Below are 16,204 nucleotides of genomic sequence, written 5' to 3' on the forward strand. Positions count from 1 at the left end.
GACGGGGGTTGCACGCGAATGAAGTCAACGTCGCGACTGCGCATGCGCTTCGCTCAATGGATTGCGCACGGCTCATCGGTTCGAATGCAGCGTTGCCTGGAAAAACTGCACGACAGCGGCGTTGAATTGCTCATGGAACGCGGCGCGGTCGAAGTCCGGCAGGCTGTTGCAGATTTCCGGCCTCTTTCGCGACAGGCGGACGTCGCAGGGTGGCAGGAAGTCGTAATGGCCGGCGTGGGCGACGACGTGATACTCAGGCGCCCGGGGCAGGTTGGCACGCACCGCTTCGTCATAATAGGGATCGGGCTGGTGACGATCGTCGGCGGCTCGCCAGAGCTGGATCGGGACGTGCACGCTGCTTAGCCCGGTGCTGCCGAAGGCGAAGCCGAACGCGGGCGCGGCGACCACTACGGCCTTGATGCGCGGGTCGTGGACCCAGACGCTCGCGGCAACGTCCGCGCCGAAACGAGGATCGACGCCCGCCTGCTTCAGGTCCTCGCACAGGTCGTGCTCGGGGTGGGCCTCGCAATACGGGGCGATCTTCGAAAGATCCGGGGTCCCGCCTGCAGCCACGAGTACGGTAAAGCCGCCGTTGGAAAAGCCGAACGCACCGACGCGGGCCGCATCAATCCGCCCGTGCCCATGCCACTCGCCGAGCATGTAGTCCACCAGCCGGTGAAGCTGGGCAGGGCGGCGCCACAGTTCCAGGACGTGGCTCTGGTCGCCGAAAGTGTCGCCGTCGTGACTGACTGCCGCTGCCACAAAGCCCGCGTGCGCCAGGGCGAGCGCCGTATCGTAGTGGCCGCCGTACCAGCCACCGCCGCCATGCGAGATGACAACCAGCGGCAGACGCTGGCCCGCGATCGGCGCGCCCGGCGCCACAGTCTGACTGAAAGCGCCCAAGGCGTGCGGCGTCGCCGCAGCGTGGGCGGGATACCAGATTCCGGCCGTGAGCGGCGGCCCCTCGCCATTCGCGATCTTGACCTCCTCGAAACCGACATCGGCTGCGAGGGCCGGCGTGACAAGCAGGGCAAAAAGCGTGGCGATTACGGCCACCAACCTCACAGTCATCTCCTTGCTTTTTCTTTCTTCGCGTCGCCCGGAATCAATCCGCATTCACTTTGACCGCCACATGCACCTGATGCGCGCCGCCACCCAGTATCACGCCGCGAAGCAGCGACACGTCGCTGTAATCGCGGCCGATGGCGAGTGTGGCATGGCCTTGATCGGCAAGCACATCGTTGGTCGGATCGAGATCGAACCAGCCGGCAGCAGTCTCCGAAGGCACATAGAGCGATACCCACGCATGCGAGGCGTCCGCGCCGATCATCGGCAGCGCGCCCTCGGGCGGATCGTTGCGCAGATAGCCGCTCACATAGCGCGCGGCGAGCCCGATCGAGCGCAGGCAGCCGATCATCACCTGGGCGAAGTCCTGGCACACGCCGTGGCGCAGTTCGAATGCGCGCGCGGCGGGCGTGTCGAACGCCGTTGCCGAGGGACGGTAAGCGAAATCGGCGTGGATGCGATGCATCAAATCGATCGCGCCCGCCAGAACGGGCGTGCCGGGCGCGAAGCTCTCCAGCGCGTAGGCGCGCAATGCGGGCAGCAAGGCGATGTTCGGCGAGGCGAAGCAGAATTCGGACTCCGCATGAAAGTCGCCGCCCACCGTGTAGCGCAGCATGCGCGTGACGTCTTCCCAGGCCGGCGTCGCGGCGATATCGAACGAAGCGTAGCGCGGCGCGAGCAGCACGCTCGTCTCGCTCGTCATCTGCAGGTAGTCGTGCGGCGCGTCGAACGAGAAGTAGAGGACCTCGTTGCCGAAGGCATCGTGGCGGCTCGTCTGATACGACGGCGCGGGCTCGATGTGTTCGCGGTGCGCGAGCACGCGCTGCCATGGCAGCGCGAGCGGGCGGATCGTCGCGAGATGCTGCGCGGTCTCGACCAGCGTCGAATAGCGATAGGTCGTGCGGTGCGTGACCGTGAGGCGCGTACCGCTCATGACCAGACCTGCGCGGCAAGCGGCGCGGCGTGGCTGAACCAGCGCGCGCTGATCTCGTTCGAGGTGGCGGCCATGCGCTCGGAGAAGCTGTCGCACAGTGCGGTCAGCGCGGGGTAGCGGCCGTCTTCGCCGGGCTCGCACAGTGTCTCCAGCGTGGGCAGCGCCTCGACGGGCGCGAGTTGCGAGGCGAACGGCTCGCGCTTCGGTCCGCCCGCGGCCTCGGCGATCTCGTCGAGCCGCGCACGCAGCCGCGCGTAGACGCCATAGAGGCCGCGTGGATTGGTCGGGTCGGTCACGATCACATCGAGCAGGGCAGGCACCTCGAGGCGCCCCGGATACAGCGAGCGATAGGTGAGAGTGCTGTCGAACAGTTGCAGTAGCACGTCGAAGCCCGCGGGCGTCGCGAGCGTGCGCTCGTGCGCGGCGATACGCAGCATCGTGGCCAGCGCGGACACGCGTTCGATATGGCGTCCCGCGAACAGCAGGCGCCACGCCTGGTCGCGTGTCATGCGGTCGCCCTGGCAGCCGCTGATGGCGCTCAGCTGCGTGGCGAGCGCGTCGAGCGCGCCCATCAGCGCCATGCGGTCGTATGGCGTGGGGCGCCTGAATTCGATGGCGGCGCCGCGCCGCGCCGGCGCCGGCACGAGAGAAAGCGCCTCCAGCGCGTCGCGGAAGTCGTTGCGCGAGGCCAGCACGGTGCGCCAATGGTCGCTCGAAAGCCGGCCGCGAATTTCACCGCAGGCGTAGGCCTGGCTCGCGAGGGTCCGCCCGATTCCCGTTGCGCCCGCATGTTCGTGCAAATTGGCCACGAGGGCGCGCTCGAAGCCGTCGAGGCCGCGCCGTGCCTCGCTGCTCGTGGATGGCACGAGGCCATGCGCGGCAGCCAGTTCGACGAAGGTGCCGAACAGCTCTTCGGCGTCGCTGCCTTCGAGCGAGCCGAGAATCAGCCGGCACAGGCGCACGCCGTTTTCGGCGCGCTCGCCGTAACGTCCCGCCCAGAACAGGTTCTCTGCGGCGCGGCTCGGGACGCGGCGACGTTCGCGGCGCAGGTCGCCGGGCTTGATCGGGCTGGGCAGGAGCGTGAAGGTCGAGCCCGGTTGGCTCGACAGCACCCAGGTATCGACGCTGCTGCCGCCCACCTGCATCGATACGGATTCCTGATGTTCTGCGGCCAGCCGCGTAAAGCCGCCGGGCAGCACGCGCCAGCCGCATTCCTGATCGGCGATGGCGTAGACACGCAGCACAGCGGGCCGCGTGCCGAGCATGCCGGCGCCGTTTTCGTAGCGCGGCGTGTAGCTGTAGCGCAGCGGCTGCTGGACCGTGAAGGCGTCGGGCAGTTGCCCGATCCGCTCGCACCAGTCGGCGAGCTTCTGCACGCCGGCGGCAAGCCCCGGCGGCGCGGACGCTGCGCGCGCGCCGCCGGGCCAGGTCGGCACGAGCAGGGCCTCGGGAATGTGCGCGAGCGCGTCTTGGCAGGCCGCGTCTTCGCCGCACCACCAGGTGGCGACGCCGGGTAACGCCAGCGGCTCGCCGAGCAGCGCCTGCGCAATGCCGGGCATGAAGCCGTGCAGCGCGGGTGATTCGACGAATCCCGCGCCGGGCACGTTCGAGACCATGACGTTGCCGGCTCGCATGACCTGCAGCAGCCCTGGCACGCCGATGGTCGAGTCGGCGCGCAGTTCGACCGGGTCGCAGAAGGTGTCGTCGAGGCGGCGCAGCACGGCGTGGACGCGCTCGAGTCCGCCCAGCGTTTTCAGGTACAGCATGTCCTCGCGCACCGTGAGGTCCTTGCCCTCGACGAGCGTGAGGCCGAGGTAGCGCGCGAGGAACACGTGCTCGAAATAGGTCTCGCTGAAAGGCCCCGGCGTGAGCAGCACGATATGCGGGGACGCGCCGCTCACCCCGCGCTCGTCCGCGCTCATGATCGCGCGCGCGGCAGCGGCGAGCGTGGCGATGAGCTGCGAATAGGTGGGGGCGACGCGGTGTACCCGCATGGTGCGAAACGGCTCGGCGAAGAGGCTCGAGACGATGAGCCGGTTTTCGAGCAGATAGCCGAGCCCCGAAGGCGCTTCCGTGCGGTGCGAAACGACGGTCCACTGGCCCTCGGGCGAGCGCGCGAGGTCGAGGGCGACGATCTGCAGGTACTGGCGGTTGGGCGGCACGAAGCCTTTCACGGGGCGCAGATAGCCGGGATGGCCGAACACCAGCGCGGGCGGCAGCAGGCCGCGCGCGAGCAGCGTCTGCGGCCCGTAGATATCGGCGACGATCTCGTTGAGCAGGCGCGCGCGCTGCGCCACGCCCCGCTCGATCTGCGCCCATTCGCTTTCCCCGATGATGAGCGGCAGCACGTCGAGCGCCCACGGGCGAGGGCCGCCGCGGTCCGCGTAGACGTTGTAGGTGATGTCGTTTTCCCGCACCTGGCGCGCGACCGATGCCGCGGCGGCGTCGAAGCCCGCCACGCCAGGTTCGCCGAGCAGCCCGAAAAACTGCCGCCATGGCTCGCGCAGCTCGCCATCTGCCGTGCGCAGTTCGTCCCAGTGTCCGGCGCGCACCGGCAGCGTGCGCAGCGGCTCGAGGGCCAGCGCGTCGCTGGCGGCGGAGTCGAACGGCAGGGTCGATTGAGTCGGCAAGATCGTGGGTCGTGGCGGCGCGTCGCGTACGCGAGGCGCGCCTTCGGTTGGGGCTGTTGACGGATTATCGGCCGGAATCAGCCGCGGCGCAGGTCCAGTGTGAACGGAAATTCGAGGCTGCGCCCGGCGGGCGCCACTTCCACCGGACCGGGGGTGTGCCCGGTGGTGAAGAAGCGCGCGCGCCGCCGGCTTTCGGCCTCGTAGGCGTTGACCGGAAACGTCTGATAATGGCGGCCGCCCGGGTGCGCAACATGATACTGGCATCCGCCGATCGCGCGGCCGCTCCAGCTATCGACGATATCGATCGTGAGCGGCGCGTGCACGCCGATGGTCGGATGCAGCGCGGACGCCTGCTGCCACGCGCGAAAACGCACGCCCGCCACGCTCTCGCTCACGCGCCCGGTGGGCTGCAGCGGCAGCGCGCGGCCGTTTACGCTGACGATATGGCGGTTCTCGTTGATGCCGAGCACGCGCACTTCGAGCCGCTCCACCGACGAATCGACATAGCGCACCGTGGTGCCGGCCCCGCCTTCCTCGCCCATCACGTGCCACGGTTCGAGCGCGTGGCGCACCGCGAGCGCGATGCCGCTCGTCTGCAGCTCGCCCACCAGCGGGAAGCGGAACGCGAAGTGCGGGGCGAACCAGGCGGGATCGAGCGCGAAGCCCGCCGCGGCCGTTTCGGCGAGCACGTCGTCGAAATCCATCTGCACGAAGGTCGAGAGCATGAAGCGGTCGTGCAGTTCGGTGCCCCAGCGCGTGAGCCGCTGTGTGTACGGCGTCTGCCAGAAGCGCGCGACGAGTGCGCGCAGCAGCAGTTGCTGCGCGAGACTCATGCGCGCGTGCGGCGGCATTTCGAAGCCGCGCAGCTCCAGCAGGCCCAGGCGGCCGGTCGGGCCGTCGGGCGAGTAGAGCTTGTCGATGCAGAACTCGGCGCGGTGCGTGTTGCCGGTCACGTCGATGAGGATGTTGCGCAGCGCGCGGTCGATGAGCCAGGGTGGCACGCGCTCGCCGCCGCTGGCGGCCTCGGCGTAGCCATGCAGCAGGTCGACCTGGCGCTGGATTTCCGCAAAGGCGATTTCCAGTTCGTAGACCTGATCGTTGCGCGCCTCGTCCACGCGCGGCGCCTGGCTCGTCGGGCCGATGAACAGGCCCGAAAACAGGTACGAAAGCGACGGATGGTTGTGCCAGTAGGCGAGCAGGCTCGCGAGCAGGTCGGGGCGGCGCAGGAACGGGCTGTCGGCGGGCGTGGCGCCGCCGAGCACGAAGTGATTGCCGCCGCCCGTGCCGGTGTGGCGCCCGTCGAGCATGAACTTCTCGGTGGAGAGCGCGGTTTCGTGCGCGGACTGGTAGAGGAATTCGGTGCGCTCGACCAGTTCGTCCCAGTTCGACGACGGGTGGATATTCACCTCGATCACGCCGGGGTCGGGCGTGACCTGGAGCATTTTCAGGCGCGGGTCGCGCGGCGGCGGGTAGCCCTCGATCACCACAGGCAGCGCGAGCTCGGCGGCGGTGGCTTCGGCGGCGGCGAGCAGCTCGAGGTAATCGTCGAGCTCGACGAGCGGCGGCATGAAGACGTGCAGCTGGCCCTGCGCGCGGCCATAGGTTGCGGCTTCGGCTTTGGGCCCGGCGGCGCGCGCGGGGTCGCGCACTTCGACGCACAGCGCCGTGCGGTGGGTCCAGGCGGCGGATTCTCCGCGTTCGGGGTAGCGGTTGGCGTCGGCCGCGTTGCCGCTTCTGGCGCTTCCCGCGCCTTCGGCGTATCCAGCCGGGCGCGCGCCTTCCCCGTGCTGAGATCGCGCGGCGGCGTCAAACCCGCTCTCGTACTGCATGCGCAGCTCCGCGGCGCTGCGCAGCGGCACCGGCGCGGCAAACGGATCGCGCGTGTGCTGCCACGGGTAGTCGCCCTCCGCCACCCACGGCAGCGAATCGAGCGGCAGCCGGTAGCCCATCGGCGAGTCGCCGGGAATCAGGTACAGGCGATCGTCGCGGAAGAACCACGGGCCGCTCACCCAGCGCGGGCCCTGCAAGGCGGGCTGGGACGGGGCGGCGTGCGCCGCATCGGGTGCCTCGGGGCGTTCGCACGCGAGCGGCAGGACGTAGCCCGTCACGGCGTCGAGACCCGCGTCGAACAGGCGGCGCAGCCGCATGCGCTCGAGCTCGTCTTCGAGGCGCGAGTCGAACGGATCGACGTTCACGGGCAGCCGGCGCTCGCGCCACAGGTAATACCAGGTGTCCTCGTAGGCAGGCTGCACATGCTGCGGATCGACCGTGAGCTTCGCAGCGAGGCGCTCGATGAAGCGCCGCGCGTCCTCGGCCGTGTGGTGAGCGGGCGAGCGCTCGTCGGCGAACAGGGTGGGATCGCGCCAGCACGGCTCGCCGTCGGCACGCCAGTAGAGCGAGAGCGCCCAGCGCGGCAACTGCTCGCCCGGATACCATTTGCCCTGGCCGATATGCAGAAAGCCCAGCGCGCCATAATGCGCGCGCAGCTTGTCCATCAGCGCAATGGCGTAGCGGCGCTTGGTCGGGCCGAGCGCATCGGTGTTCCATTCGGGCGCGTCGCGGTCGCCCGCGGCGACGAAGGTCGGCTCGCCGCCCATCGTGAGCCGCACGTCCTGGCCGGCGAGCGCCGCGTCAACCTGGACGCCCACCGCGTGCATGTCGGCCCATTGCGCCTCGGTGTAGGGCTTCGTCACGCGCGGCGTTTCCAGCACGCGCGAAATCGACATCGAATGCGAGAACTCCACTTCGCATTCGTCGAGCGCGCCCGAGATCGGCGCGGCGCTGCCGGGCTCCGGCGTGCAGGCCACCGGAATATGGCCTTCGCCCGCGAGCAGCCCCGAGGTCGGATCGAGCCCGATCCAGCCCGCACCCGGCAGGTAGACCTCGCACCAGGCGTGCAGGTCGGTGAAATCGGCCTCGGCGCCGCGCGGGCCGTCGATCGCCTTGACGTCGGGCGTGAGCTGCAGCAGGTAGCCCGAGACGAAGCGCGCGGCAAGGCCGAGCTGGCGTAGCGTCTGCACGAGCAGCCAGCCCGTGTCGCGGCATGAGCCAGAGGCTTTTTCCAGCGTTTCCTCAGGCGTTTGCACGCCTGGCTCCATGCGGATCAGGTAGCCAATCTCGCGTTGCAGGCGCTGGTTCAGATCGACGAGGAAATCGATGGTCACGCGCGGCGTGCGGTCGATCGACTCGACGAACGCGGCGAAGCGCGGCGTCGGCTCGCTGCGCGCCAGATACGGAGCGAGCTCGGCGGCCAGTTCGGGCGCATAGGTGAACGGAAAACGCTCGGCGCTCGGCTCGAGAAAGAAGTCGAACGGGTTGTAGACCGCCATTTCCGCGACCAGATCGATCGTGACGCGGAACTCGCGCGTGGGCTCGGGAAACGCGAGCCGCGCCTGATAGTTGGCGAACGGGTCTTGCTGCCAGTTGACGAAATGACCGGCGGGCTCCACGCGCATCGAGTACGAGAGGATGGGCGTGCGGCAGTGCGGCGCCGGGCGCAGGCGCACCACGTGCGGCGCGAGGCGCACGAGGCGGTCATAGCGATACTGCGTGACATGGTTTAACGCGACACGGATGGACACACCCGACTCCTCGATCGACGTGGATGGAACGGCGCGTGGCGCCGCGTGCGTATGATGCGGACGGCGTGAGTGCCGGATGTGACAACTGCGGTGACAAACTCGGTGATAGCGGCGGTGATAGCGGCGGTGACAGCGGCGGCGGAATCGGTTGCGGAATCGGCGGCCCCGCGCGTACGAGGCATGCGGCGTGCTGCGCGAGGCTGTGCGGCCCGTGTGGCCATCACAGGAATGCGGCAATGAAGACCTTTCACTGCGATCACTGCAATCACCTGGTGTTTTTCGAAAACGAGCGCTGCGAGCGTTGTGAGGCGCGCCTCGGCTACGTGCCGCAGGCAGGCGAGATGCACGCGTTCGAGGACGCCGGCGAGGGCCGCTGGCGCAGCCTCAATGCGCAGGCGCAGGGCGCGCTCTATCGCCAGTGCCACAACTACGCGGTCGAAAACGTCTGCAACGGCATGATTCCGGCCGATAGCGCGGATACGCTGTGCCGAGCCTGCCAGTTCACGCGCACGATCCCCGATCTCGCGCGGCCCGAGAACCGCCTTTACTGGTATCGCCTCGAAACGGCCAAGCGGCGCTTGCTTTACACGCTCGGCGCGCTCGGCCTGCCGCTCGTCACGCGCGCCGAAGACCCTGAGAACGGGCTGCAATTCGAGTTTCTCGAAGAGACGGGCGATGGCGAGCGCATCATGACGGGCCACGATCATGGCCTCATCACGATGAATATCGCCGAGGCCGACGACGCGCATCGCGAGCACACGCGCGTTTCGCTGCACGAGCCGTATCGCACCTTGCTGGGGCATTTGCGCCACGAGGTCGGCCATTACTATTTCGACCGCCTCATCGCGCCCGATCCGCCGGGGCGTTGGCTCGAACCGTTTCGCCGCCGCTTCGGCGACGAGCGCGCCGACTACGCGGCGGCGCTCGCCGCGCACTACGCCGATGGCCCCGCGCCCGACTGGGCCGGGCAGCACGTGAGCGCGTATGCGTCGGTGCATCCGTGGGAGGACTGGGCCGAGACATGGGCGCACTACCTGCATATCGTCGACACGCTCGACACGGCCATGGCCTGCGGCCTCGCGCTGCTGCCCGACAGCCCCGACGAGCCCATGCTGGTCGACCAGACACCGGTGGACGAGGCGAGCTTCGAAAGCCTGATGGCGCGCTGGTTCCCGCTCACCTACGTGCTCAACAGCCTGAACCGCAGCCTCGGCATGCCCGACGGCTATCCGTTCGCGCTGGCTTCGCCCGTCATCGACAAGTTGCGCTTCGTTCATCGCGTGATCTCGGCTTCGTCTTCGCGGCCGTGAAGGGGCCGCCGGCTCAGCGCTCCAGCACCCAGGTGTCCTTCGTGCCGCCGCCCTGCGAGGAATTGACGACGAGCGAGCCCTCGCGCAGCGCGACCCGCGTAAGCCCGCCCGGCACCATGCGCACTTCCTTGCCCGTGAGCACGAACGGGCGCAGGTCGATGTGGCGCGGCGCGACGCCCGTTTCCACCCAGGTCGGGCAGGTGGAGAGCGAGAGCGTGGGCTGCGCGATGTACTTGTCCGGGTTCGCGACGAGTGCCGCGCGAAACGCCTCGATCTCGGCGCGCGTGGCAGCGGGGCCGATCAGCATGCCGTAGCCGCCCGCGCCATGCGTTTCCTTCACGACCAGATCGGGCAGATGGTCGAGCACGTATTGCAGATCGTCGGGCTTGCGGCACATCCACGTGGGCACGTTGTTGAGCAGCGGTTCCTCGCCCAGATAGAAGCGCACCATGTCGGGCACATAGGGGTAGATCGACTTGTCGTCGGCCACGCCCGTGCCCACCGCGTTGCACAGCGTGACGTTGCCCTTGCGGTAGACGTTGATGAGGCCCGCCGCGCCGAGCGCCGAGTCTGGGCGGAAGGCGAGCGGATCGAGAAAGTCGTCGTCCACGCGCCGGTAGATCACGTCCACGCGTTGCGGGCCCTGTGTCGTGCGCATGTAGAGGTAATCGTTTTCGACGAACAGGTCCTGGCCTTCCACGAGCTCGATGCCCATTTGCTGGGCCAGGAACGCGTGCTCGAAATAGGCCGAGTTGTACATGCCCGGCGTGAGCAGCACGACCGTCGGGTCGTCGGCGCCGGCGGGCGCCGCGGCGCGCAGCGTGTCGAGCAGCAGGTCGGGGTAGTGGGCGACCGGCGCAATGCGATTGCGCACGAACAGATCGGGAAAGAGCCGCATCATCATCTTGCGGTTTTCCAGCATGTACGAGACGCCGGAGGGCACGCGCAGGTTGTCCTCCAGCACGTAGAACTCCCCCTCGCCGGCGCGCACGATGTCGATGCCGGCGATATGCGCATAGATGTCGTGCGCGACGTTCACACCGTGCATTTCGGGGCGGTACTGCGCGTTGCGCAGGATCTGGTCGGCGGGCACGATGCCGCGCTTGACGATCTCCTGCTCGTGATAGATGTCGTGGATGAAGCGGTTGAGCGCGCTGACGCGCTGGCGCAAGCCGCGCTCCAGCGTGTTCCACTCCTGCCGCTGGAAGATGCGCGGGATCACGTCGAAGGGAATCGTGCGCTCGGTGCCCACGCCCGTTTCATCCTTCTCGCCATAAACGGCGAAGGTGATGCCCACGCGCCGGAAGATCGCGTCGGCTTCGGCGCGCTTGTTGAGCATCTGCTGCTCGCTCTGGCCGCGCATCCACGCGAAGAACTCGCGGTAGTGGGCGCGCGGCTCGCCGGCCTGCGCGAACGCCGCGGCTGCCACGCCCCGAACGTCGAATTCCCCGTACTCGAACATCTCATTGAAGAATGTTTGCGTCATATCCGTTGTTCCGTTCGCTGCTTCCTGGCGTTGTTCTTCGATATGGGCAAGCTTGCGCGGGCACCGCGTGCGGCAACGGCCGCTACGCCGGTGATCGGGCTGCACGCGGTAATGCAACTTCCATGCCGGTGTTCAGGCCAACGCGCCATTCATGGCCCCGGCGGCGCGATGCGAAGCGCTGTGGCGCTCAGAACTCCATGTCGAGCTCGTCGATGTCGTCGGTTTCCGACTGGGCCGCCGCGATCCATTCGGCGACAAAAGGCTGCTTGAGCACGCGCATGCAATAGTCGCCGATGTCGGGGTCGATTGGCACATCATAGGTGAGCAGGCGCGTGACGACGGGCGCATACATCGCGTCGGCCGCGCCGATCTCGCCGAAGAGCCAGGGGCCGCCATACTTCTGCAGACATTCGCGCCAGATGGTCACGATGCGCTCGATGTCGTCCTGCGCACGCGACCAGACGCGAAAGTTCGGAAAGTGGCCGCGCAGGTTCATGGGCAGTGCGGAGCGCAAAGCGCTGAAACCCGAATGCATTTCCCCGCAGACCGAGCGGCAGTGCGCGCGCGCCGTGCGTTCCGCGGGCAACAGCTGCGCCTGCGGCCGGATCTCATTGAGGTATTCACAGATTGCAAGCGTGTCCCAGACTACGATACCTTCGTGGCGCAGGCAGGGCACGAGAATCGAAGGCGAGAGCAGCAGCAGCTCGGCGCGCGTGGCCGCGTCGTCGAGCGGCACCGTCACCGTGTCGAATTCGAGTCCGGCGAGTCTGGCAAGCAGCCAGCCGCGCATGGACCACGACGAATAGTTTCGGCTGCTGATCGTCAAGGTCGTATTCGTCTGACTCATGAGGAGCTCCAGAACGGTAAGGACACGGAAGCGTTGCGATGCTCAGGACGCGATGCGCAGTGCCCCGTGCACCGAACGCGCGCATGGCGGCCACATGCACCGCTCGCGCCGCGGGCTGCACCGTTTTGCAGCATGCGGGACGGCAGAGGCAAAGCTTTGCGCGAAGCGCTCGCGCCATGCTGCCATAACGCGCCGCGATGGGCTGTCGTGAGTGCTCGCGCGTATGCGGCGCCCTGCCTGAAACGTGCAAGCAATGTGCCAGTGGACGGCTCTGGCATACGTATTGCCTGTGACACTTCGCGTTCAAGAGAGTCGGGAGCTGGACCCATGAACCTGCTTGCCTATTCCACCTACCAGGCGCTCGCGGACCTGATGAAGCTCTGGCGTTGCGCCGCGTCTTTCTCCCGCGTGGCGGTCTCGACGTGGCCCGCACTCGCGGGCGGATTCGACGCGCGCTATCTCGATGCCTGGTGGGAGCAGATCGAGCTTGCCGGGCTCTCTCACGCGCGGCCGCCGTTCGGCATCGACTTCGTGGAGGTGGACGGCGTGCGCACGTCGGTGACCGAAGACGTCGTCAAGCGCACGCCCTTTGCCTCACTGCTCCACTTTCGCAAGGACCTTACTACGCCGCAGCCGCGCGTGCTGCTCATCGCGCCCATGTCGGGACACTTCGCGACGCTGCTGCGCGGCACCGTGCGCACCATGCTCGCCGATCACGACGTCTATATCACCGACTGGCACAACCCGCGCGACGTGCCCTTGGCGGCGGGCCGCTTCGGCTTCGAGGAATACGTCGAGCACATCATGTCGTTCATTCGGCGCATTGGCCCCGACGCGCATCTGGTGGCGATCTGCCAGCCGACCGTTGCGGCGCTCGCGGCCGTTTCGCTGATGGCCGCCGACAACGAGCCCGCGCAGCCCGCGAGCATGACGCTGATGGCGGGGCCGATCGATTGCCGGGTCAATCCCACCAAGGTCAACGATCTCGCCAACAGTCAGCCGATCGAATGGTTCGAGCGCAATCTCATCAGCGCGGTGCCGGGCGGATTTCCCGGCGCGCAGCGCCGCGTGTATCCGGGCTTCGTGCAGCTCGGTGCGTTCATGTCGATGAACCTCGAGCGGCATGTCGCCTCGTTCGCGGAGATGCGCCACGAGCGCTCGAAGGGCGATCCCACCAAAGCCGATGCGCTCAACACGTTCTATCGCGAGTACTTCGCCACGTCCGATCTTACCGCGGAGTTCTATCTGGAAACGGTCCGAACGGTGTTTCAGCAATACGAGCTGCCGCTGGGCAAGCTCAAGGTGGGCGAGCGCCTCGTGGAGCCGCACGCGATCCGCCACACCGCGCTGCTCACCATCGAAGGCGAGAAGGACGATATTTGCTCGGTTGGCCAGACGGTTGCCGCCCATGACCTGTGCTCGGGGCTGCGCCCCTATATGAAAACGCATCATGTGCAGACGGGCGTGGGCCATTACGGCGTCTTCAATGGCCACCGCTGGGACTCGCAGATTTATCCGCTGGTGCGCTCGACCATCCACGACCATGAGCCGCGCGCGCGGCGTACCGCGGCGCCGGAGGCCGTGCGCGGCGATCAGGTGACCTTGCACGCGCTGCTCGAAGCCGAGGCGCATGCGGCAACGGCGATCAGCCGCGCCGCCGCAACGCATCCCAAATAGGCGAGCGCCCGGCTTGCGCGGCGCGGGTGCGCAAGGCGGCGCCAACGGCGCGCCTGCTCTGGCGCCTGCGTCACGCCATGGGGCTCGCTTGCCAGGACGTAGGCGCCGGCACGGCGCACGGCGCTTCCACGTCGATCGACTTGAAATCGGCGGGGCTCACGATTTCGAGGTATTCCATGTCAGGCGAGTAGTCGAAAAGATAATGGGCGATGCCCGGCGCCTGATGCACGCAGTCGCCCGCCTCGACGAGGGTTTCCGTCTCGCCGTACATGAAGCGCGCCCAGCCCTTGAGCATGAAGACGATATGGAAATCCGCCTCATGCCGGTGCCAGCCCGTGCCCAACTCCGGCGCAAGATTTGCCCTGACAAGCTGCGCGAGCACCTTGCCGTGCGTGGCCTCGGCGATCCCCAGATCGCAATAGACGAAGAAGTCGCGCAGCCCACCGCCCTTGAATGCCGTGTCCTGCGGCTTGACGTGCGAAAAGCCAGTGGCGAGTCCGGTTTGCATGACAGGTCTCCCGAGCGCAAAGGTTGAAGGGGCATCTGGCTTGGCAAGCAGGATGTGTTCCAGCGTGAAATCGCCTCGGTCGTCAAATTTTCACTATTTTTGTCTATTTCAGCGATCGCTGAAACGGCTAAATTCAGTGAAATCGGCTTGACTATTTCATCAGAAATGCTATTTTCAGCAGATGATGAAAATGCCGAATTCAGTGAAAATTGAGCAGCAAGCCGCCGACGCGCTCCGCGGCCTCCTGGAGGAGGTGCCAGCCATCGAGTCCCTCGAGGTGCAAAACGTCGCGCAAGAAGGCAACCGCCCGGTCGGCTTGATTGCTCACATTGATCTCTTTGGCCACCGGCACACTTTGGTTGCCGAGGTGAAATCCAGCGGCCAGCCCCGGCATGTGCGCCCGGCGCTGCTGCAGCTGCGCGAATACGTTGAGCGTCAGGCCGAGCCCGTCACGCCTGTGTTCATCGCGCCGTATCTCTCTGCCGAGGCCCAGTCGTTGTGCCGCGAGTACGACGTTGCTTTCGTCGACCTCGAAGGCAATGCTCGACTGGCGTTTGGCACCCTCTTCATCTCGCGCCAGGTGGCGAGCAAGCCTGCTACGGAGCGGCGTGAGCTGCGCTCGTTGTTCAAGCCCAAATCCGCACAGGTGCTGCGCCGGATGCTGCGGGACCCTGAGCGCGCATGGCGCGTTGTCGACCTGGCCGAGGCAGCGCAGGTCAGCCTTGGACATGTGAGCAATGTGCGCGCGGCCCTGTTGGACAGGGAATGGGCCACATTGTCCAGCGCTGGGGTATTGCTTTCGGATCCCAACGCATTGCTGGATGCCTGGCGCGACGCCTATGAACCCCCACCCGGAAAGCGCCAATCCTTCTACACGACCTTGCATGGCAAGTTGCTCGAGGACGCCGTGCGCGCATCGGCGCCGGATTCAGCCAGGACCTGGCTGACGGCGCTTGCTTCCTTTTCCGCGGCCCAATGGCTGGCGCCGTACGGGCGCACCGGTACCCAGTATTTCTATGCCGACGAGTCCGGTCTCGATCGCCTCTGCGATGCCCTGAAGCTGTCTCCGGCCAGCAAGGGTGAGAACGTAGTCGTGACCCTGCTCGACGATCCGGGCCTGTTCCTCGATTCGGTGGAACCCGCGCCCGGTGTCGTTTGTACCAGCCCCGTTCAAACTTACCTGGACCTCTCCAATGCCGGAGAGCGAGGACGGGAGGCTGCCGATCATCTCCGGGACGAAAGACTGCAATGGCCAACATGACCCCAGGCGAGGCGCAATACGCCAGCGACTACGACGACCGAACGACTGCCGCGGTCAAGACCGTCCTGATCGAGATCGGACAGATTCTTGGGAGTTTCAAGGGGAAGTTCGCCGTCGTAGGCGGGGCCGTGCCCTGGCTGCTGCTGGGCAACAACGAGGACATGCGTCATGTCGGAACACTGGACGTGGATCTCGGTCTGGACACCGATGCGCTCGGAGAGGGTGAGTACGCCACCCTGGTCGAGGCACTGCTGGGGCATGGTTATGCGCAGAGCAAAGCGCTCCGGCGCTTCCAGCTCGTACGCCAGATCAAGACCGATGATGGCGGCGCGCCCATTGATGTGATCATCGACTTCCTGATGCCGAGAGATGCGGAAATCGTCAGGAACATGCCGCCTCTCGTCAGCGAGTTTGCCGTGCAGCGCGCGGACGGTGCCGATCTCGCTGTCCGCTTTTACCAGATGGTTGCGATCAGCGGCCCCATGCCCAATGGCGGGACGAACCGCGTGGAAGTGGCCGTCTGTTCGATCCCAGCCTTGCTGGCCATGAAGGGCCATGCCATTCAGGGGCGCTACAAGCAGAAGGACGCCTACGACATCTATTACTGCATCCGGAATTATCCCGGCGGACCGCAAGCGCTGGCCGAGGCGTGCCGGCCGCTACTCGAGGTCGCCAGTGGCGCCGCTGGCTATGGATACATCGCGAGCAAATTCGATGCAGTCGAGGGATTTGGTCCGACCTGCGTGCGCCATTTCGTCGAGGATACCCAAGTCCTGGGCGAACGCAGTCCGGAGCAATGGCAACTGGACGCTTTCGGGCAAGTCGACGCGTGGCTGCGCGCTTTGGGGCTCAGGGAGTGAGTGCGACGGGTTGGCAGATTCTCGCCAACGCCCGTCCGCGTTCAC

The 16,204-nt window shown here is 66.9% G+C and carries 12 protein-coding genes; 5 read left to right on the forward strand and 7 right to left on the reverse strand.

Annotated features, from left to right (window positions below; all coding sequences use genetic code 11):
* Positions 1–72: 72 nt before the first annotated feature.
* The 4 genes from BO1_RS04095 to BO1_RS04110 all read right to left on the reverse strand — a co-directional run bounded on the left by BO1_RS04095 (position 73) and on the right by BO1_RS04110 (position 8,210).
* A complete protein-coding gene (locus BO1_RS04095) occupies positions 73–1,116 on the reverse strand; it encodes an alpha/beta hydrolase family protein (RefSeq protein ID WP_245643704.1) in 1,044 nt (347 codons plus the stop codon).
* Positions 1,106–1,999, reverse strand: a complete 894-nt coding sequence (locus BO1_RS04100) for a transglutaminase family protein (RefSeq protein ID WP_028216475.1) — start codon at positions 1,997–1,999, stop codon at positions 1,106–1,108. The genes BO1_RS04095 and BO1_RS04100 overlap by 11 nt, the downstream gene beginning before the upstream one ends.
* On the reverse strand, positions 1,996–4,629 hold the full coding sequence (locus BO1_RS04105; RefSeq protein ID WP_028216476.1) for a circularly permuted type 2 ATP-grasp protein: 2,634 nt from the start codon (positions 4,627–4,629) through the stop codon (positions 1,996–1,998). Before BO1_RS04105 ends, BO1_RS04100 begins: the two co-directional genes overlap by 4 nt.
* Positions 4,630–4,706: 77 nt before the next feature.
* On the reverse strand, positions 4,707–8,210 hold the full coding sequence (locus BO1_RS04110; RefSeq protein WP_028216477.1) for a transglutaminase family protein: 3,504 nt from the start codon (positions 8,208–8,210) through the stop codon (positions 4,707–4,709).
* Between the two features lie 236 nt (positions 8,211–8,446).
* On the opposite strand from BO1_RS04110, the gene BO1_RS04115 reads away from it, so the two are divergent.
* On the forward strand, positions 8,447–9,520 hold the full coding sequence (locus BO1_RS04115) for a zinc-binding metallopeptidase family protein (RefSeq protein WP_028216478.1): 1,074 nt from the start codon (positions 8,447–8,449) through the stop codon (positions 9,518–9,520).
* Positions 9,521–9,533: 13 nt separating this feature from the next.
* Here BO1_RS04115 and BO1_RS04120 read toward each other — a convergent pair whose 3' ends face one another.
* Positions 9,534–11,006, reverse strand: coding sequence for a circularly permuted type 2 ATP-grasp protein (locus BO1_RS04120; protein WP_028216479.1), 1,473 nt, complete (start codon positions 11,004–11,006; stop codon positions 9,534–9,536).
* Between the two features lie 187 nt (positions 11,007–11,193).
* Complete coding sequence (locus BO1_RS04125; protein ID WP_028216480.1) at positions 11,194–11,853, reverse strand: glutathione S-transferase family protein; 660 nt, start codon at positions 11,851–11,853, stop codon at positions 11,194–11,196.
* A 327-nt stretch (positions 11,854–12,180) separates the two neighbouring features.
* Here BO1_RS04125 and BO1_RS04130 point away from each other — a divergent pair, with 327 nt between their 5' ends.
* Positions 12,181–13,530 carry a polyhydroxyalkanoate depolymerase gene (locus BO1_RS04130; protein WP_028216481.1) on the forward strand — a complete coding sequence of 450 codons (1,350 nt, stop codon included), beginning with the start codon at positions 12,181–12,183 and terminating at the stop codon, positions 13,528–13,530.
* A gap of 70 nt (positions 13,531–13,600) precedes the next feature.
* On the opposite strand, the gene BO1_RS04135 is transcribed toward BO1_RS04130, so the two are convergent.
* Entirely contained in the window at positions 13,601–14,038 is a 438-nt protein-coding gene (locus BO1_RS04135) for a cupin domain-containing protein (protein ID WP_028216482.1), read from the reverse strand.
* 54 nt (positions 14,039–14,092) lie between these two features.
* Here BO1_RS04135 and BO1_RS58810 point away from each other — a divergent pair, with 54 nt between their 5' ends.
* Genes BO1_RS58810 through BO1_RS04145 form a run of 3 tightly spaced genes read left to right on the forward strand, consistent with a single transcriptional unit; the run spans position 14,093 to position 16,159 of the window.
* The gene (locus BO1_RS58810; protein WP_156992110.1) at positions 14,093–14,251 is read left to right on the forward strand and encodes a hypothetical protein; all 159 of its coding nucleotides are present in this window, start codon (positions 14,093–14,095) and stop codon (positions 14,249–14,251) included.
* Positions 14,220–15,299 carry a type IV toxin-antitoxin system AbiEi family antitoxin gene (locus BO1_RS04140; RefSeq protein ID WP_028216483.1) on the forward strand — a complete coding sequence of 360 codons (1,080 nt, stop codon included), beginning with the start codon at positions 14,220–14,222 and terminating at the stop codon, positions 15,297–15,299. The genes BO1_RS58810 and BO1_RS04140 overlap by 32 nt, the downstream gene beginning before the upstream one ends.
* Positions 15,287–16,159, forward strand: coding sequence for a nucleotidyl transferase AbiEii/AbiGii toxin family protein (locus tag BO1_RS04145; protein WP_028216484.1), 873 nt, complete (start codon positions 15,287–15,289; stop codon positions 16,157–16,159). Before BO1_RS04140 ends, BO1_RS04145 begins: the two co-directional genes overlap by 13 nt.
* Positions 16,160–16,204: the final 45 nt, after the last annotated feature.

The organism is Paraburkholderia oxyphila NBRC 105797 (genome assembly GCF_000685075.1).
Taxonomy (GTDB): Bacteria; Pseudomonadota; Gammaproteobacteria; order Burkholderiales; family Burkholderiaceae; genus Paraburkholderia; species Paraburkholderia oxyphila.